At 46.1% G+C, this 19,902-nt stretch carries 16 protein-coding genes; 11 read left to right on the top strand and 5 right to left on the bottom strand.

Annotated features, from left to right (window positions below; all coding sequences use genetic code 11):
• Nucleotides 1-85: 85 nt before the first annotated feature.
• Both ACN0W5_RS16820 and ACN0W5_RS16815 read right to left on the bottom strand, forming a co-directional pair.
• Entirely contained in the window at nt 86-1,561 is a 1,476-nt protein-coding gene (locus tag ACN0W5_RS16820; RefSeq protein ID WP_417455242.1) for a sensor histidine kinase, read from the bottom strand.
• An 8-nt stretch (nt 1,562-1,569) separates the two neighbouring features.
• A complete protein-coding gene (locus ACN0W5_RS16815) occupies nt 1,570-2,331 on the bottom strand; it encodes a response regulator (RefSeq protein WP_417455241.1) in 762 nt (253 codons plus the stop codon).
• Nucleotides 2,332-2,639: 308 nt separating this feature from the next.
• On the opposite strand from ACN0W5_RS16815, the gene ACN0W5_RS16810 reads away from it, so the two are divergent.
• From ACN0W5_RS16810 to eda, 9 genes are all read left to right on the top strand, one after another.
• Entirely contained in the window at nt 2,640-3,902 is a 1,263-nt protein-coding gene (locus ACN0W5_RS16810) for an ABC transporter substrate-binding protein (RefSeq protein WP_417455240.1), read from the top strand.
• A 236-nt stretch (nt 3,903-4,138) separates the two neighbouring features.
• Complete coding sequence (locus tag ACN0W5_RS16805; RefSeq protein WP_417455239.1) at nt 4,139-5,047, top strand: carbohydrate ABC transporter permease; 909 nt, start codon at nt 4,139-4,141, stop codon at nt 5,045-5,047.
• Entirely contained in the window at nt 5,040-5,927 is an 888-nt protein-coding gene (locus ACN0W5_RS16800; protein WP_299371255.1) for a carbohydrate ABC transporter permease, read from the top strand. The genes ACN0W5_RS16805 and ACN0W5_RS16800 overlap by 8 nt, the downstream gene beginning before the upstream one ends.
• A gap of 14 nt (nt 5,928-5,941) precedes the next feature.
• Nucleotides 5,942-7,066 carry an ABC transporter ATP-binding protein gene (locus tag ACN0W5_RS16795; protein ID WP_417455238.1) on the top strand — a complete coding sequence of 375 codons (1,125 nt, stop codon included), beginning with the start codon at nt 5,942-5,944 and terminating at the stop codon, nt 7,064-7,066.
• 68 nt (nt 7,067-7,134) lie between these two features.
• The gene (locus ACN0W5_RS16790) at nt 7,135-7,995 is read left to right on the top strand and encodes an SMP-30/gluconolactonase/LRE family protein (protein ID WP_417455237.1); all 861 of its coding nucleotides are present in this window, start codon (nt 7,135-7,137) and stop codon (nt 7,993-7,995) included.
• A gap of 16 nt (nt 7,996-8,011) precedes the next feature.
• Nucleotides 8,012-8,812: an SDR family NAD(P)-dependent oxidoreductase gene (locus ACN0W5_RS16785; protein ID WP_417455236.1), complete on the top strand. Its 801-nt coding sequence runs from the start codon at nt 8,012-8,014 to the stop codon at nt 8,810-8,812.
• Between the two features lie 53 nt (nt 8,813-8,865).
• A complete protein-coding gene (locus tag ACN0W5_RS16780) occupies nt 8,866-10,656 on the top strand; it encodes an IlvD/Edd family dehydratase (protein ID WP_417455235.1) in 1,791 nt (596 codons plus the stop codon).
• Nucleotides 10,657-10,792: 136 nt separating this feature from the next.
• Nucleotides 10,793-11,740 carry a sugar kinase gene (locus ACN0W5_RS16775; RefSeq protein WP_417455234.1) on the top strand — a complete coding sequence of 316 codons (948 nt, stop codon included), beginning with the start codon at nt 10,793-10,795 and terminating at the stop codon, nt 11,738-11,740.
• Between the two features lie 11 nt (nt 11,741-11,751).
• A complete protein-coding gene (gene eda / locus ACN0W5_RS16770) occupies nt 11,752-12,402 on the top strand; it encodes a bifunctional 4-hydroxy-2-oxoglutarate aldolase/2-dehydro-3-deoxy-phosphogluconate aldolase (RefSeq protein WP_417455233.1) in 651 nt (216 codons plus the stop codon).
• Nucleotides 12,403-12,441: 39 nt separating this feature from the next.
• Here eda and ACN0W5_RS16765 read toward each other — a convergent pair whose 3' ends face one another.
• Nucleotides 12,442-13,827, bottom strand: coding sequence for a tetratricopeptide repeat protein (locus tag ACN0W5_RS16765; RefSeq protein ID WP_417455232.1), 1,386 nt, complete (start codon nt 13,825-13,827; stop codon nt 12,442-12,444).
• Between the two features lie 143 nt (nt 13,828-13,970).
• The gene (locus tag ACN0W5_RS16760; RefSeq protein ID WP_417455231.1) at nt 13,971-15,203 is read right to left on the bottom strand and encodes a methionine gamma-lyase; all 1,233 of its coding nucleotides are present in this window, start codon (nt 15,201-15,203) and stop codon (nt 13,971-13,973) included.
• Nucleotides 15,204-15,426: 223 nt separating this feature from the next.
• Between ACN0W5_RS16760 and ACN0W5_RS16755 the strand changes: the two genes are divergently transcribed.
• Together ACN0W5_RS16755 and ACN0W5_RS16750 are read left to right on the top strand one after the other, a co-directional pair.
• Nucleotides 15,427-16,977 (top strand): sigma 54-interacting transcriptional regulator, encoded by a 1,551-nt coding sequence (locus ACN0W5_RS16755; protein WP_417455230.1) that lies wholly within the window; start codon nt 15,427-15,429, stop codon nt 16,975-16,977.
• Between the two features lie 328 nt (nt 16,978-17,305).
• Nucleotides 17,306-19,000, top strand: a complete 1,695-nt coding sequence (locus tag ACN0W5_RS16750; RefSeq protein ID WP_417455229.1) for a methyl-accepting chemotaxis protein — start codon at nt 17,306-17,308, stop codon at nt 18,998-19,000.
• 101 nt (nt 19,001-19,101) lie between these two features.
• Here ACN0W5_RS16750 and ACN0W5_RS16745 read toward each other — a convergent pair whose 3' ends face one another.
• Nucleotides 19,102-19,497 carry a group III truncated hemoglobin gene (locus tag ACN0W5_RS16745; protein WP_417455228.1) on the bottom strand — a complete coding sequence of 132 codons (396 nt, stop codon included), beginning with the start codon at nt 19,495-19,497 and terminating at the stop codon, nt 19,102-19,104.
• Nucleotides 19,498-19,902: the final 405 nt, after the last annotated feature.

The raw sequence follows: 19,902 nt of genomic DNA, 5'->3' as shown, positions 1-19,902 counted from the left end.
AAAATAAATACTCAAAATCTACTCTCCTGATAAAACCTAAGAGAGTGAATTTTTCAATTGTATTCAATAAGATAACGGATATCTTTTATATCATTTCAATAGAACGAGGAATATCAACTGTTGCATTCAAACCCTGAACAGGCAGGTTGATTAAATCAAAATGTCCGTTATGGGTCTGAATAACACTGTTAACGATGCTCAATCCAAGTCCGCTTCCCCCGGTTTCCCTATTTCTAGATTTCTCTAGACGGTAGAAGGGTTTGAGGACATTTTCCATTTCATCCTCTGGAATGCCTGGGCCCTTATCCATAACCTCAATTAAAACGCGACTGGGCTCTATTGTTAAGCTGACCTTTGCCTGAAATCCGTACTTAACTGCATTGGCAACAAGGTTCGTAATGGCGCGCTGTAAGGCTTTGGGTCGCCCCTTCATGTTCCCTTTTAACATACCGTCCAAAGGTACTGACTTTTCATGGGAACTAAAGACTGTGCCCGTTGTTCTCAACGTTGGATATTGTATTGGCAAGAATGTAACTGGCATCCCAACATCAGAAAAATCATCACAGATGCTTTGAACAAGGGAGACAATCTCAAAATATTCTTCTTCTTCTCTTTCTAATCCACCCTTGAGGAAATCAATTGCGTCCCTAGTCATGCCCAGCATCAGATCAAGATCGGAAAGTATCTTATTCCTCAAGCTTTCATCTTCGATATATTCAGCCCGTAATCTCAGTCGTGTCGCGGGCGTGCGCAGATCATGAGAAATGGCCGTTAACATACGCGTTCTTTCATCAAGAACTTCGGCTTTTTCTTTTTGTTCCGTCGAAAGCCTGTACGCGACCCCTTTTGCTTCTTCCGGCCAAATACTCTTAATATTAAGAGTATTCAGTTCGTTGCTATTTTCGCTTAAAACTTTAAAGGGGCGTAATAGAGCCCGTGTCCCCACAGCATAAAGAACACCCGAAAACGCCATCCCTGCTAGACAAATCAATAGCCACTGAACTTCTGTTATTCGGGCTTGCCAATACTTAGGGCTAGCAACAACCAACCTCTCACCATTGGCAAAAGGAATATAAAGCATTGCTCGACTGTCATGCCTGGCTATTGCTGATACAAGAAATGTTAATTTTGCAGTTAGATCTTCGGGTGGATAGTCAGACTTGAGGATTTTTTGACGGGGATTACGATCAAGAAGATCAAGGTAAATTCGCGGGTTAGGCCCATACTGCGAATTCGTATTCAACAAAAAATAATTATCTAAAGGCGGAGCATCATTGAGCTCATGCACCTTAACCAACGCAAACTGCACCGCATCGGACCGATTAAAATTCCCGACAGATAAAAGCCTGCGTTCAAGCGGCATACGAGAAATTTCTTCGTAGACCCGGGCAATAACAGGGCCAATCCATGTGGTTTCAGCGATTTCAGCTCTGCGATTGATAATCGCCCCAACCCCGACAGAGGCGAAACTGGCGGCAAGGAACCCGCATAAGAAACCAAAAAGAAGAATTCTAGGGCGTATTCTAGTCGGAAGATATTTCTCGACAAAACGCGAAATCATATCAGAGATCAAGCCCTATTTCGAACAGGAATCACAGGATTTGTATAAACCTTCTCAGCAAAAATATATCCCTGTCCTCGCACCGTTTTAATCAATTTTGGCCTATCTGCATCACTTTCAAGCTTCTTACGTAATCGACTAACCTGAATATCTATACTCCGATCAAAGGCAATCGCCTCAACCCCTCTGGTGGCGTTAATCAAATCATCGCGGGTCAGAACTTTTTGCGGCTGCTCCAAAAAAGCGACCAACAGAGCAAACTCACCAGAAGAAAGATGAACAACAAACTTATCAGGTGAACGTATTTCTCGCTTTCCCTCATGTAACTGCCAACCGGAAAATTTGAAAACTCTATTGGCAATACCATGATCTATATAAGTATTATCGTCTGTACCAACGCCACTAACACGGCGGAAGATCGCCTTCATTCGCGCCAAGAGCTCTCTGGGGTTAAAAGGTTTTTCCAGATAGTCATCCGCCCCTACTTCCAGACCAACGATACGATCTGCATCGCCCGTTACAGCCGTAAGCATAATGATTGGAACATCTGATTTTTCACGTACCGCACGGCAGAGACTTAGCCCATCTTCACCCGGAAGCATGATGTCGAGAATGATCAGATCAATAGACCATTTATTCAACTCACGGCGCATTTCATCACCTGAACCCGCTTCAGAGACTCTAAAGCCCCGTTGCGTCAGAAACCCGGTTAAAAGATCTCTAATTTCTTCATCATCATCCACAATTAGCAGATGTTTGGCCTTTTCCATTCATTTACCTGTCATATTTCGCTGGTGCAGCAAGCCCTTAGAAACAAAATACTTTATCTCGCCAGTGTAACGGTTTGTAACAGAGCGAATGATCTGCAATCTTCTGTTACCTTAAATTAGTCGCTAGTTATACACGATAGGGTTTTACTAAGGCTATCGGAACCCGAGCATTCTAAACAACTAACTATAATCTATGGGATGCTCGTTGGTTCTTTGTCAATATCTCAATGGGTCAATATCTCAATGGGTCAACACCACATTGGACCATAATCATATCAGGTCCAAATCGCACGGGGAGGAAAATGGGAATGAAATCTTTTACTCAAAAACTCGCACTTACGACGGCTTTGGTAAGTTCTATTGCTTTGGGCGCAGTTTCCGCACAAGCAGAACCAACAGCAGAAGTGTTGCACTATTGGACATCAGGCAGTGAAGCGAAAGCTGTTAAAGCCCTAAAAGAAGACTTTGAAGCAAATGGCGGTAAATGGGTGGATGCACCCGTTGCTGGCGGTGGTGGAGATGCACAGGCGGCAGTTCTTCGTTCTCGCGTTCTATCTGGTAACCCTCCAGCGGCTGTACAGATCAAAGGTTTGAGCATTCAGGAATGGGCTGAATCCGGCGCATTGGGTGACTTGTCCAAACTTGGTGAAGAAGAAGGCTGGGACGACGTTCTGCCACCGTTGTTGCAGAAAATTGTTAAGTATGACGGTAAATATGTTGCTGTCCCTGTGAACATTCACCGTGTTGACTGGATTTGGGCAAACCCGGAATCTTTGGCAAAAGTCGATGGTGAACCGCCCCGTACATGGGATGAATTCAATGCCCTTGCTGACAAGCTTCAAGCAGCAGGCATTACGCCACTGGCGCACGGTGGTCAGCCATGGCAGGACGGTACCGTATTCGAAACAGTAGTCTTGGGAATGGGCGGCGCTGAGTTTTTCAACAAAGCTTTCGTCGAAAAAGATATGGCAACGATCAAATCTGACACCATGAAAAAAGTCTTTGAACAGATGCGTAAAATGCGCGGTTATGTTGATGCCGATTTTTCTGGACGCGATTGGAATTTGGCAACAAGTATGGTCATGCGCGGCGAAGCAGCCATGCAGATCATGGGTGACTGGGCAAAAGGTGAATTTCTTGCCGCCGGTAAAGTTCCGGGCAAAGATTTCCTTTGTGTTCCGACACCATCCAACGGTGGATACATTCTCAATTCTGACAGCTTTGCCATGTTCAATGTCAGTAGTGAAGATGACAAAGCAGGTCAAGCCTTGCTCGCACGTCTGATACTGGGCGAAAAGTTTCAGGAAACCTTTAATCTGTACAAAGGGTCCATTCCCGCAAGAATGGGCGTACCTACTGAAAAGTTTGACGAATGTGCTGTGAAATCCATGAACGATCTACAATCTGCATCTGAAAGAGGTGCACTGGTTGGATCAATGGCGCATGAGATCGCGGCTTCAGGCGCTATCCGTGGAGCAATTCTGGACGTAGTTACAGAACACTTCAATTCTGACATGACATCAGATGTTGCGGTTGAACGCCTAGCCGAAGCAATCGAGTTGGCTGAGTAGTCTCCCTGAAAATAACGGTGTTTCCCCTGTAATGTCGATTGCGAGAACATTCATCGGAGACACCGTTATTTTTTTAAGACTGAGCATGTTTAATCTATGCTTAAAAGCCTTTCCGTCATCATTAATCAATGACAGGAAAAACTTTATCTGTTTGACTTAGAGCATTCACTAGCAGCAAGCGATGCTACTGATGAAACTTTGCTTGCCTGAATGCTCCCGAATAAATGATGAGCCTCATGACTCAAAAATCCATACCAGCTAAGAAACCACTTTCTGATTGGTTTCGCCGGAATGTAGCTAAGTTGGTTGTGGCACCTACTTTTGGTCTGATCATATTCTTTGTTTATGGCTTTATTGCCTGGACCGGATATGTCTCTTTCACAAAATCCAAGATGCTGCCAACCTATTCATTCGAAGGATTTTACCAGTACATTCGCCTCTGGAAGATGACCCCTTGGAATGTTGCAATGGAAAACCTGCTTGTTTTTGGCAGTCTGTTTATTCTTATTGCAATTGTTCTTGGCTGTTTGCTGGCAATTGCACTAGATCAAAAAGTCCGTGCCGAAGGCGTACTGCGTACCGTCTACCTCTATCCAATGGCGATTTCCTTTATTATCACGGGTACAGCTTGGAAATGGATCCTTAACCCCGGACTTGGCATTCAAAATTTAGTGCAATCATGGGGTTGGGAAAGCTTTTCCTTTGATTGGCTCATCAATAGTGAAATGGCGGTCTATACCTTGGTGATCGCGGCCGTCTGGCAATCATCCGGCTTTGTTATGGCACTCTTCCTCGCGGCATTACGTGGGGTTGATAGTGAGATAATCAAAGCAGCATATTTGGATGGAGCTTCCTTATCTCGTATCTATCTCGTCATTATCTTACCGACGTTACGGCCCGTATTCCTTAGCTGCTTTTTTATTCTCACGCACATGGCTGTTAAAAGCTTTGACCTTGTGGTTGCCCTCACGGGCGGTGGACCAGGTTACAGCACAATCATGCCTGCTAATTTTATGTATGAAATGACATTTCGCCGTAACCAGATCGGCCTTGGCGCAGCATCAGCAATGATGATGCTTGCGACCGTAATGGCCATTGTCATCCCTTACCTCTATTCCGAATTAAGGGAAAAGAAAAATGGCTGATCTTTCTGCACTCCCCGGCGGGAAAAGCCCTTGGCAATCCGCCGCTCGATTTGGTCTTTACGCCCTGCTTTTAATTTTTGCAGCCTATTATATCCTGCCGTTGATTGTTGTTCTTTCTACATCCTTGAAAGATCTGGACGAAATCCGCAATGGTACACTGTTATCCCTACCCGCAGAGATAAATTTTGATGCGTGGGGGTATGCCTGGAATGAAGCCTGTATCGGCGTCAGTTGTACCGGATTAAAGCCGTATTTCTGGAATTCTGTCGCAATGACCATTCCGGCCGTCCTGATTTCCACCATTCTGGGGGCGTTGACAGGCTACTCGCTCACCAAGTTCAAGTTCAAAGGCGCGAACCTGATCTTTGCGATGATCCTGTTTGGATGTTTTATCCCCTTTCAAGTCGTGTTGCTTCCTATGGCACAGTCACTGGGTTACTTGCGAATTGCCAATACAGTGCCGGGGTTGGTTCTGGTTCATATTGTCTATGGCCTGCCCTTTACGGTGCTTTTTTTCAGAAACTATTACGTCAATATTCCCGATGATCTGATCAAGGCCGCAACAATCGACGGAGCAGGTTTCTTTATGATTTTCTGGCGCATCATGTTGCCTTTATCACCACCAATCATCGTCGTAACCATTATCTGGCAGTTCACCCAAATCTGGAACGACTTCCTCTTTGGGGCATCCTTCACCACTGGTGGTGGGCAACCGGTTACTGTCGCACTCAACAACCTCGTAAACACAACAACTGGCGTCAAACGATACAATGTGGATATGGCCGCTGCCCTGATTACAGCAGCACCAACACTCGTCGTATATGTATTGGCAGGTCGTTACTTCGTACGCGGTCTAACCGCTGGCTCAGTTAAAGGGTAAGGAGAAAAATACTCATGGCATCCCTATCCATTCAAAATGTCAAAAAATCATATGGCGCTATCGAAGTTCTCAAAGGCATCGACCTTGATCTGGAAGATGGTGAATTTCTGGTCCTTCTGGGTCCATCCGGTTGCGGGAAATCAACGCTACTGAATATGATCGCAGGCTTGGATACCATTACAGATGGCGAAATCCTGATTGATCAAAATGTCGTAAACGATGTACACCCAAAAGACCGTGATATAGCAATGGTTTTCCAGAGCTACGCGCTTTATCCCAACATGTCTGTTGCCCGGAACATCGGCTTTGGTCTGGAAATGCGCAAAGTTACCAAGGAAGACCGCGAAAAGCGTGTAGATGAAGCAGCACGCATGTTGCAGATCGATCACCTGAGTGATCGCAAACCAGCACAACTTTCCGGTGGACAACGACAGCGCGTTGCCATGGGACGTGCGCTGGTACGGGATCCCGAAATATTTTTGTTTGATGAACCTTTGTCAAACCTGGATGCAAAACTTCGAGTTGAGATGCGTACAGAAATCAAAAAATTGCACCAGCGCCTTGGCACGACCATGGTCTATGTGACCCATGATCAGATTGAAGCCATGACCCTTGCCAGCCGTATCGCCATTCTGCGTGAAGGCGAAGTCCAACAGTTTGCAAGCCCGCAGGAAGTTTACGAGAAACCAGCTAACATGTACGTTGCTGGCTTCGTTGGCTCTCCGCCAATGAATTTTGTTCCCGCTGCTGTTGTCAGTGAAGATGGCAAGCTCGGGGTTTCTATCGAACGTACAGCCAATGGCAACAGAAGCTCTGTCTTCCTAGCCTTACCGAATGATCGGCAAGATATCGGCGACTGGGTGGGACGTGATGTCATACTTGGTATCAGGCCAGAGACTCTGACACATCACTCGGATGCTGAAATATCTTTGAACAAAGGCTTACAGGCATTTGACTGTCAGGTCGAAGTACTGGAACCTACGGGTGCAGATACACTAACCTATATCGAACTGGGCGGACGCGAAGTAATTGCACGGGTAAACCCTTACAATACCACAGCACCGGGGGAAACGATGGCATTTATGGTCGATATGGGAAAAGCCAGTCTCTTTGATCCCAAAACCGAACTTCGCATTTAAAGACAGAAGAAGAAGACGAACGTGACCGTACCAAAAGATCCCACAATAAAAGATTCAGGGGAAAAATTTTGATCCAAAAAATTTGGAAAGGGCCAGCTCTGTTGGGTGAGTCCCCCCTTTGGGACCATCGAACAGGCTTCCTTTATTGGATTGATATCGAGAATAGTAAACTCTATTGGCAAAAAGTTGATGGATCTGATTATTCTTCGATGGACCTCCCCGCGCCTGTCGGCTCAATAGCGCTGTGGCATGATGGCGGACTGATTGCTGCTATGGGTCAGGGGCTTTTCCTCATAGAGCCCGATTTGGGAGCCGTCACCCCCATTGAGCCGGAATTAGCAGATGATAACTGCTTGATGAATGATGGCAAAGCCGACAGAGCTGGTAATTTCATTTTCGGGGCAAAGCATCTAAGAGAATGTGCCCCTGTCGCAGGATCTTGGAGATACCAATCCAGTCAGATTAGCCCTCTGGAACAAAAGTTTATCGTATTTAATGGGCCAGCATTCAACCCTGCTGGTGACAAAATTTATTTTGCGAACTCACCAACGCAACAGATCATGACCGCAAGTTATAGCCCCGCAGAAGGAATCACTTCACAGCCAGAGGTTTTTGTTCAACTAACTGGCAAAGATGGTTATCCTGATGGCATGACGGTTGATAGTGAAGGTTATCTATGGAATGCCCAGTGGGATGGATGGGCGATCACCCGATACCGTCCGGACGGAACTATTGATCAAAAAATCGATATGCCTGTTCAACGGCCCACGTCACTGTGCTTTGGAGGTGAAGATCTCAAAACGCTTTTTGTGACCTCTGCATCAACCCGACTATCACCGAAAGAACTTGCAGAAAATCCCGATGCGGGGGGGTTATTTCAATTAGACGTCCCTGTTGCCGGACTTCCAGAGAAACCTATAATCCAATAAGTTAAAGTAATCAATTATGCTATTGAATAATAAAAATATTCTCATAACTGGATCTAGCAGTGGCATTGGCCGTGTCATCGCCGAAGAAGCCCTAAAAGAAGGTGCCAATGTTTTCTTGCATGGGCGGCGAGAACATCTGGTCGAACAAGCCCTGTCAGAGTTGAGCAAAGGCTATGGAACCAATCGCGTTTCTGGACTAGCCGGCGATATTGCTGATCCGACCTTTCCTGAAAAACTGGTTTCAGCAGCCGTCAAAAAATTTGGCTATCTAGATGGTCTGGTCAATAACGCAGGAATATCGCCACGCCATAACATTGATACGGCATCTGCCGAAGACTTTGATCAGGTTATGTCAATCAATTTGCGGGCACCGATGCTGACCATTCAGGCTGCAATGCAAAGCTTTAGAGACAACGGATCGGCAAGCGTGGTTAATATCGGGTCGATAAATGCGCACTGCGGGCAACCGGATCTTTTGATCTATTCAACATCCAAAGGCGGTCTTCAGACGCTGACAAGAAACCTTGGTGATGCTTTGGGACCGGAAAAAATTCGCGTCAACCAGATCAATGTTGGCTGGACCCTGACCGAAAACGAACACCAGTTACAATTGGCCGAAGGTAACCCTGAAAACTGGTTGGACAATGTGTCACCTCTCTCTGCACCCTCTGGCACGATCCTACGACCCGAACAGGTTGCAAATCATGTGGTGTTCTGGCTGTCAGACAAATCAGCACCCGTCAGCGGAACGGTTTTTGAAGTCGAGCAATACCCGGTAATAGGGCGTAACCGCGTGACAAGCGGGCAAGCAGATTAAGCTTTTACATTACAAGAAGAACTCTGAACAATTCCGGTATAAAAGAGAAAACCATGACACAACAACGGATCACCCCCGCAGAACTGAGAAGTAAAAAGTGGTTTGATGATGTTGATGATCCCGGCATGTCTGCACTCTATCTGGAACGATATCTTAATTTTGGCCTTACCCGCGAAGAACTCCAGTCCGGCAAACCTATTATCGGTATTGCACAGACGGGATCAGACCTTACACCCTGTAATCGCCATCACACAGACTTGGCTGTTCGTGTAAAAGAAGGTATCCGTGATGCCGGGGGCATCCCCCTTGAATTTCCAGTGCATCCCATACAGGAAACTGGCAAACGCCCCACCGCTGCGCTTGATCGAAACCTTGCCTATCTTGGTCTGGTCGAAGTTCTCTATGGCTATCCACTTGACGGCGTCGTCCTGACAACGGGGTGTGATAAAACAACCCCAGCCTGTTTGATGGCCGCAGCGACAGTCAACATTCCCGCCATTGTTCTTTCCGGTGGTCCCATGCTGGATGGCTATCACAAAGGCCGAACAGTCGGTTCGGGCAGTATCATCTGGGAAGCACGCGAACAACTGGCGGCAGGTGAAATTGATTACGACGGTTTTATGGACCTCGCTGCGGCATCAGCTCCGTCTGTGGGGCACTGCAACACCATGGGTACAGCCCTTTCCATGAACTGTCTGGCTGAAGCATTAGGTATGTCATTGCCCGGTTGTGCCTCTATTCCAGCCCCTTATCGGGAACGTGGGCAGATTTCCTATCATACTGGCAAGCGTATCGTTGATATGGTTTGGGAGGATTTGAAGCCATCTAAAATTATGACCCGAGAATCCTTTGAAAATGCCATTGTGTTGGCTTCGTCCCTTGGGGCTTCGACCAACTGCCCTCCTCACCTGATTGCCATTGCCCGCCATATGGGTGTTGAATTGACAATGGATGACTGGCAGCGCCTTGGTTACAGCGTTCCTATGATCGTCGATTGCCAACCAACCGGACGACATCTGGGCGAGCGTTTTCACAAAGCGGGTGGTGTTCCGGCAGTTCTGGCTGAATTGATCAAAGCAGACTTAATCCACGAAGGCTGTCTGACCGTAAACAATCAAACCCTTGGTGATAATTGCAGAGAAGCCTTTACCCACGACCGTGACGTTATCAAACCAACAGATGATCCCCTGCTGCAATCCGCAGGGCTTATGGTGTTATCCGGCAATCTTTTTGATAACGCGGTTCTCAAAACATCTGCCATCGATGAAACCTTTCGAAAAAGATATCTAGAAGATCCAGAGCAACCCAATGTCTTTACCGGAAAAGCAATCGTCTTTGAAGGGTCCGAAGATTATCACCAAAGACGCAACGATCCAGATCTTGGTGTTACTGAAAATTCAATCCTTTTCATCAGAAACTGTGGCCCGGTAGGTTATCCCGGTTCAGCCGAGGTGGTAAACATGTTGCCGCCAGACAGTCTGGTCAAACAGGGCATTACCTCCCTGCCTTGCGTTGGTGATGGCCGCCAGAGCGGAACGTCTGGCAGTCCTTCTATCCTCAATGCCTCACCTGAAGCTGCGGTCGGTGGCGGATTGGCGCTTCTGAAAAGTGGGGATGACGTCCGGGTCGATCTGAATACACGGCAGGTGGACATGGTCATCAGCGATGATGAACTACGGATAAGAAAAAACAACCTTGTGCTGCCAGAACTGGATAATCAAACACCCTGGCAGGAGATATATCGTTCCATGGTAGGTCAGCTATCTACTGGAGCCTGTCTGGAACCAGCAACGCTCCACTTAAGGGTCGTTGATGAAAAGGGCTTACCCCGGCACTCCCATTAATCCATTATATCGGACATGAGAGTATTTTTTCGGACATATCGCTAGCCATTGAACAGGATCTGTCTTATAAAATAATCAAAATCTGCCAACCAGATATCCTATCTTTATCGAGACAGGTTTAATCAGGAATAGTAACGTGACCTCAATTGGTATTATCGGCGAGTGTATGATCGAACTGTCCCGAGCGGATGTTTCTGGGGCTGATGCCTCTGAACATAACGAACTGCTTTATCAAAAGCGATATGGCGGTGATACCTACAACACCGCCTATTACCTTGCCCAATGCGCGAAATCGAAAATCGACGTCAACTATGTTACCGCACTAGGTGATGATGCCATCAGTGATGATATGATCGCGACCTTTTCTGCGGCGGGTGTCAATACGGATTTGATAGAGAAAATACCCGGTGCAGTGCCCGGTCTATATGCCATACAGACAGATGAACATGGGGAGCGCAGCTTTCTTTACTGGCGCTCCGAAGCACCCGCTCGACAGCTTTTTCAAACACCGCAAAGTGAAGCGCTTAAATCTGAACTCTTAAAAAAAGACTGGCTCTATTTTTCAGGCATTACACTCGCGATCCTTCACCCTAAAGGCAGAGAAACCTTCTTCGAATTTTGCCAAACCTTTCGGGCACAAGGGGGGAAGATAGCTTTTGATATCAATTATCGCCCGCGCCTTTGGGCAAGTGAAGACGAAGCACGATCTATTATTGATAAAGCTTACACAATTTGTGATCTCGCCCTGCCCTCCTATGATGATGAAACCCTGCTTTTTAAAACCAGTTCCCCTCAAAACGCGATAGACCGCATCACAAAGCTTGGCGCGAAAGAAATTGTGCTTAAGAACGGTGCTGAAGAAGTTTATGTCCACAGTCATGGTCAGACTGAGAAGCATGCTATTGTTCCGGCGACTGATGTGAAAGACACGACCTCTGCCGGGGATAGTTTTAACGCTGGTTATCTCTACGCGCGACTATCAGACCACGATATCTCTACGGCGGTTAAAGCAGGATCAAACCTCGCAAAACAGGTCATTGCCCAGACTGGCGCTATTGTTCCTGTAACACCCCCGACATTCTAAGGCTCACGATTATGGCTATTGCAGACAAGCAACATCAAAATTTCCTAAGCAAAACACTTGAACAGGCCGTTATCTTGCCTGTGCTTGTCATTGAGCGTGTTGAGGATGCTATTCCATTGGCCGAGGCTTTACTTGCAGGTGGCTGCACTTCAGTTGAAGTTACGCTGCGCAGTGAATCTGCTCTTGCTTCTATGGAAAAGATAGCCACACATCTACCTGAACTTACGCTGGGTGCCGGAACACTTCTAGAGTGCGAACAGTTCCAACAGGTTAAAGACGCGGGCGCTAGTTACGCCTTAAGTCCCGGCACGACAAAAAAGCTTGCCTTGGCAGCAATAGATTCTGATCTGGCATATGTCCCTGCCGCAGCAACGCCGTCTGAAGTTTTAGAATTACGTCAACTTGGCTTTAAGATTCAAAAACTTTTCCCCGCCGGAGCCTCTGGGGGCATTGAAATGCTTAAATCCCTGAGCTCCCCAATAGCAGACGTTCGTTTCTGCCCGACGGGCGGCGTTTCCACAGCAAATGTTCAAGATTATCTGCAACAGCCCAATGTGATCTGTGTCGGTGGCAGCTGGCTTGCCCCAAAAGATCTGGTCGCTGCAAAGAACTGGTCCGCGATCACACAGATCGTTCAGAAAAGCATGGCCGCCGTTCGCTAAAGCTTGAGCATTTATATGTCTGGGGCAGAATAAAGAGCTTTAGCCTGCCATCAACGATTGGGCCCTTGCCGCAGCTTTATCGGCTTTTGCAATATCGCCCAGTCCCTTGTGGGCGCGGGCAACATAGTTCCAGTTTTGAACGGACGTGGTTTTCAATGCGCAGCGTTCGTTCGCCAGCGCCAATGCGAGATCATAGCGTTTTGATCTCAAGGCTGCTTCCAGAAGGGTCCAGCCAATGATATCTCGCTGTGCATGGCTGCCGCCTAGACGGTGTGTCCGATAACGCACAGCCAACAGACGATCAACACAGCTATTATAGTTTTCGTTCTCGAAATCTTGTAGCGCCTGACAGAAAGGAAGCCCAATTTCACGGCTCATAGCCGTATTGGCATCGGTTGCATGATCAATATAGCGTTCATTGGCAGTGAGAAGCTTTTGTGCCGCGTCGGTACGTCCGTCTGAAACAAAGGTCATCATGGCATGAACATCGTTAAAGGCATAAAGTGTGTCCGAAGCACTCGGTTCCCACTTATCCGCAAGAGATGCCCAGCGATCCCCGACATCAACACCGAGCAACTTCAGTCGCCATAATAATGCTGCAGCATCGAGTTCTTCATATTTATCAATTGTTTGATGCGGTGTTCTAAGGTTATTATCATAGACATCAAAGACACGATCCATTTGGCCGATATCAAGGTGGAACAATGACAAATGCCACCAGAGATGATTGGCAAAATGGCTTTTCGACCAACTAGGTGCCCGATCACGCATAAAGCTGATACCACCAGCCTGTCGTCCCTGCATTTCCATTACATGAGAAACAGCATGAACCGCATAGGGATTATCTGGTCGGATCGCTAGGGACATACGCCCCATTTCTTCAGCCTGTAGATAGTCCGAATTTTCTTCCAGACCAAATGAATAGAACCCAAGGACAAATTCATAGCCCGGCATATCTTCGTCCCATAGGGCAAAGACCCTAGCGACACAATCCCGTTGCCCCGCAACATCACCAAGCAAAACATCAGTAAGGTGGATCAATTGAAGCGCGAGAAGATCATAAGGATAGCTGGTTAAAACCGCTTCCCATTGTTGAACGGCCCCGTAAAAATCCCCTTCAATCCAAGCTTTTACAGCCCTGATATGTCCCTTTTCCCGATCATTGGCTTTATCCCAAAGCGCTTCGGCTGCATTCAACGCTGCAACCATTCTTTTATAAATACGGGTTTCAAGAGTTTGGGTCAGCCAAGCTGCTTTGAAGCAATGGCCCATGATAAAGTCGGGATGTTCTTTGAGAACCTTGTCAATTCGTCCAATGGGATCACCATAAAAAGACATCGCGCAAATATGTGCGTCTTCCATGGCATCTATCGCTTTCTGATCCCCATAGGAAACAGGAACACCACGAATATCTTTTAAGGCCACAAACCATCCCTCCAAATTTATAACTTATTTGCCTCACCCGGTTAAAATTAAGGTTTTGTTATCAATGAGGCTGAATTACCAGGGCTCTTCTCTTTAGATAGAAAAGAAGCCCTAGCTTACTCTTGTTTACGCCGTTTTGGGTTTTATGCCGTTTTTGGCATAACACTTACGTTACGACCACCCCCAGCGATTTCCAGAGCGTGATCGAGATCAGCGAGAATATCTTCTTCCTCTTCCAACCCGACGGACAAACGCACAAGGCTGTCTGTAATATCATACTTCAGACGCTCTTCTTCCGTATAGGTCGAATGGGTCATGGTCGCCGGATGCTGGATAAGTGTTTCCGCATCACCAAGGCTCACCGCCCGAACAATCATCTGACAGGCATCAATCATCTTCTGCCCCATATCCAGACCACCCTCTAGCTCGAAGGCTATCATGCCGCCAAAATCGGACATTTGCTTCTTAGCAACATCGTGCTGTTCAAAACTTTCAAGGCCGGGGTAGTAAACCTTGTTGACCAGCTTGTGATCTTCGAGATAACGCGCAACGGTCTTGGCGGTTTTACAATGACGATCCATACGCAAGCTCAGGGTCTTCAAGCCACGGAGAATAAGCTGTGCATCTTGTGGCGAAAGAACTGCACCCGTCATGTCTTTTAGACCGATCAGGCGAATGTCATGCATAAGCTCGGCAGAGCCAACAATAGCCCCCGCCGTTAGGTCACCGTGGCCGCCCAGATATTTTGTTGCAGAGTGCACAACCAAATCTGCCCCAAGCTCGAGCGGGCGCTGTAAATAAGGGCTGCAATAGGTATTATCGACAACCACCGTGGCATTCTTGCTATGCGCTACCTTTGAAATTGCTTCGATATCAACGATACGCATGTTGGGATTTGCCGGGGTTTCAAAATATACGACACGGGTTTTGTCGCTGATTGCATCTGCCAAATTTGCAGGATCAGTCAGATCAACGTGACGGATTTTAACACCAAAGCGTTCCAGACCATGATTAAAGAACGTGAAAGTACAGCCGTAAAGGGTACGATCAACGATAACTTCATCACCGGGTTTCACGAGTGTCCAAAAAACCGATGTAATCGCGCCCATCCCAGAAGATGTCACCAGAGCAGCTTCACCGCCTTCTAAAATGGCCATACGTTCTTCGAGCAAGGCAAGTGTCGGGTTCGAAATACGGCTATAGATATAACCGCCCTCTTCTTCCGCAAAACGGCGACCACCTTGGGCAGCGGAATCAAAAGCAAAGGTTGATGTCATATAAACTGGCGGGTTCAAAGCCCCCTGATGATCCAAAGGATTATAGGCATGATGAATTGCACGGGTTGCAAAGCCTTTTTTACCAACAACATCAGACATTTGTTTCTTCTCCCAGAATGAAGCATTTGTTATTCCCATCTAAGAGCAACAGTCGTGCCAACAAATAAAATCCTTTTAAATCAACCAGTTAACCTTACAGCACATTAATTAATGTAAAATATTCCTTACACTTTTAGTATAACTAACCCATTGTTCCCTTATTATCTTTGATTTTTAAACAAAAATATGATGTAAATATATTCTTACGTAAGGAATATTTTACATGCGTTTACAATTAAAGGGTGATAACCGATTAGGAATTACCTATGAAGTTTTGAATGTTCTGGTTAAATCCGGGCTAGATATCCGTAATATGGAAGTAACAACACACTTCATCTATATGGACATTCCTGCCCTTAGAAAATCGGAACTCGAAACCCTGACCTCTGCTGTAAAGTCAGTGCCGGGAATTCATGAGGTCAGCGCTATTGATCTTTTGCCCACAGAACGCAGACGCTTACAGCTTCATGCCGTGTTATCCAGCTTACCAGAACCCGTCATCGCAATTGACACGAACGGCTATATCACCCAAGCGAACGAAGCTGCACAAGCGATCACGAAGCAAACAGAAGCCAAATTGCGCAATGCTTCACTGGATACTCTATTACAAACGCCATTGATCGCAACCCTACAACAATCTGCGTTTCACATAACAGAAACTGAGGCCGTGTTGGGTGGCGAAACTTACCTGATAAGGGCAGAACCAATTACATCAAAGGAAAAATCGGATAGTAAAATATCAGGAAGCGTCCTCATTTTCCTAAGACCAGCACAGCTTGGTCGCGCCTTTAGCGCATTAGACACACGACAGGCAACCCGGGGCTTTGATGCCATCCTTGGCGAAACGGAAATTATGCAGAACATAAAGGGGAAAGCCCTACGGCTTTCAAAGGTCGATGCCCCCCTTCTCATTCTGGGTGAAACGGGAACAGGTAAAGAGCTTTTTGCCCGTGCATGCCACGAAACCAGCAATCGCAACAGAAAACCCTTTCTTGCCCTGAACTGTGCCGCCTTACCGGAAAGTCTGGCCGAAAGCGAATTGTTCGGCTACGCCCCCGGTGCCTTTACGTCTGCTGTAAAGGGCGGCAAACCCGGCCTTTTGGAGCTGGCAGACACGGGTACGCTCTTTCTTGACGAAATTGGTGAATTGTCACCCTACCTTCAGGCAAAATTGTTGAGGTTTTTACAAGACGGTATCTTCAGACGTGTGGGGGGCACAAAGGAGATCAAAGTAAATGTCCGGGTCGTAAGTGCGACCAATCGGCACCTAGAAGACATGATAAAAACGGGGGCATTCAGGGAAGATCTCTATTATCGCCTCAACGTCTTATCTATTACTCTGCCGCCGCTAAGACTAAGAAAGGGTGACATCCCCCTTTTGACGCAACATTTCACAAACAGAGCATCAAAACAGGTCAACTGCCCACCCCCCAAAATTTCACATGAACTTCTTGCACTGCTTAAAAACCATCCTTGGCCCGGCAATATTCGTCAGATGGAGAATGCTATTTTTAGGGCTGTGTCACTGTGCGAAGGCACAGAACTCACAACTGCAGACGTAGAGTTCTCTAATTCACAGCCGTTCAAATCACCCCATGGTTCAGAGCTAACATACGATAATATTACCAACTACAAAGAAGCTCTAGAAGCATTCGAGAAGGAACTCTTCGCAAACTTGTACCCACAACACCCAAGCAGCAGGAAACTTGCAAAGGTGCTCGGGGTTTCCCACACAACCGTTGCCGAGAAACTCAAGAAATATGGGTTGACGTAAAATCCCTCAGAGGACGAACAAATAAAGCAAAACGGTTAAGCTCACAGCCTGCGACAGAAAAGCGCGACTAAAACACTCAAGAATTAACAATCACCGTATCTTATTGTTTTTAATGACATTAAATTAAAATTCATATTTTCCAACTAAATACATCCATAGTTGTAACCTTTAATATGCGTTAATATTTCAGCTTGATAATACGGGCTGGAAATTTGCAGAAACGTACCTTTGTCAAAATCAGGTTACGTTTTATTTTTCCAGATGGTGGTGCCACGCGCGTTATAAACGCATTCAATTTCCAAGTGATAAGTTTTCGAAAGAGTTCACTATGTTTATCAATAATTTCCAAATTAAACATTTGGGTATGATTTTTTCTGCAGCATTACTGATAATCGTCGGCATTGTCGGAGCCGCAACCTATTTTAGTCACAAGGGCAATGAAGACATTAATCACCACTGGGACACATTTCGCCAGATTGACTATAACAAGCAGCTTGCAATTACTAATTTACAACACTCTCTTGGCTTTGGTGGGATGGTCCATCAATTTAAAAATTACGTTCTTCGCCAGGATCAAAATCGTATTACAAAAATAGATAATGCAATCAATAGTGCAAAAGAATCTCTTGGTAAGTATCAAGAATTGGGGGTAACAAAAAAAGAAACCGATGCCCTTAAAATGATTGCTTCTGTTGTTGATGATTATGCAAAAAAATTGACCGAAGCCCAAGCAATGGTTAAGGCAGGAAAGTCACCTCAAGAAATTGATTCAACAGTTAAAATTGACGATCAACCAGCCCTGGACGGTATTAATATTCTTAATGCCGCTATTCAAGAAGGGATTGATCTGAATACAGGATCGGTTCGGCAATCAATCAACTTTGTTGAACGTTTGAATACCTTTGCCCTGACATCCGTTTTTGCCTTCCTTCTTTTTATGTCTGGTATGAACCTTTGGTGGAGCCGAAACCACCTCAACAAACCGATAACAGCTATCACCTCAGTCATGACACGATTGGCAGATGGCGACCTTTCTATCATGGTACCAGCAATAGAGTGGAAAAATGAAATTGGACAAATGGCCCGCGCTGTTCTTGTCTTTAAAGAAAACGCCGAAAAAATCCACGAAATGGAAAAGAGACAAAAAGAAAGAGAAGAACAGGCCGAGCTTGAAAGAAAGAGCCTGATCAACAAACTGGCTGACGATTTTGAAAACCAGGTTGGTTCGACCATCAGAGAAGTCAGTAACGCCGCGACTGGCATGGAAGCATCAGCCCAACTTTTATCAACCACAGCGGAGAACACATCGCAACAGGCCACATCCGTTGCGGCGGCATCAGATGAAGCGGCCTCTAACGTGCAGACTGTTGCTGCTGCTGCCGAAGAACTTTCCGCTTCTGAACGAGAGATTAATCGTCAAGTAGGAAGATCATCAGAGGTCGTCGCCGGAGCTGTCAAGAAAGCAGATGGCGCGCACGATACAGTTGGAACCCTCGTCAGCTCGGTAGATGAGATTGGTAAGGTTATCGAACTCATTACGGGCATTGCAGAACAAACCAACCTTCTTGCGCTCAACGCAACGATCGAAGCCGCACGTGCAGGCGAGGCCGGAAAAGGTTTTGCCGTTGTCGCAAGTGAGGTAAAAAACCTTGCCAATCAAACGGCAAAAGCGACCGAAGAAATCTCTGGACAGATTTCCAATGTTCAATCCGTCACGGAAGATGCAGCCAAAGCACTCGAATCCATTGGAAATTCTATCCGTGAAGTGAATGAAATAGGCGACGCCATTTCCATAGCCATTGAAGAACAAGGCGCTGCAACACAGGAAATCGCCCGAAATGTTGAGCAAGCATCTGCAGGAACCCGCGAAGTTTCCAGCAACATCCAGCACGTCAGGCAAGCAGCCGCAGATACGGGCGAGACCGCGAAAGAAATACTAAAAGCCTCTAGCAGTCTGTCACACCAATCTGTGAATCTCCAACAAGGACTGGATACTTTCTTGTCTCAGGTCCGTAATGGTTAAGTGCAATTTTTAAAGATTGTACAAAAGATATGACAAAAGGGCTGGTGTTTTTCCAGCCCTTTTCTATTCGCCTTAATAATTAGATATTCCCGCGATATTCGTTAAGTACCAACTTTGACGTCTTCCGGTTTATAGAAAATACCCAACATCAAACTTTGGGCAATTCGCTCAGCCTTTTCCTGAATAAAGTCAGCAATTTCTGTCGTAAACAAATTCAAATTGGTTTCGCGAAAAAGCTCTAACCATCGGTCGAACAGATGTCTTTTAATACCGTCAACCTTCATATGAACCATCATCGGGTTTCCCTTATATTGACCAGATGTCAATAAAACCGAAGACCAGAAGCGACACATCGTCGCCAAATGAGGATCCCACCGATCACCAATGCTATTATTAAAGACGTCTTTCAACATCGGGTCTTTACGAACCCTGTCATAAAATCTGTGCACCATAGTATGTATGGCTTCTTCTGTAATCTCTGTGTACGGCTGGTGCATTTAATCTACTCAATAAACAAACATTAAGATGATTATAATATATATCTTTAAAGTATGCGAATGGCAAAATTGTCGCAACAAAATGTTATCCAAATTCAAAAGGAAAACAACGCCTTTAAAAGTATATTATTTCGTCTCTTTTGCCCTAAGAGCGTTTTTGGGCTACATAGTGTCGCGCAGGCGTCTGTGCGCCTACCAGTCTATATATAATTAATAATAAAACCCCGAAAATAATTGGGGTTATTGTTTATAACTTTTTGGGTTAATACCCTACTTTACCGGAGACGCACCGATATGACCCGTACGATCGTTAGTTCAGCGACCAAAGAGATCGCGATTGGTTTTGATGATCCTTTCTGTATTATTGGCGAGCGGATCAATCCAACAGGCCGTAAAAAGCTTGCA

It is taken from the genome of Kiloniella sp. (genome assembly GCF_048270245.1).
Classification (GTDB): Bacteria; Pseudomonadota; Alphaproteobacteria; order Kiloniellales; family Kiloniellaceae; genus Kiloniella.
This window is presented reverse-complemented; position numbering and strand designations above follow the sequence as displayed.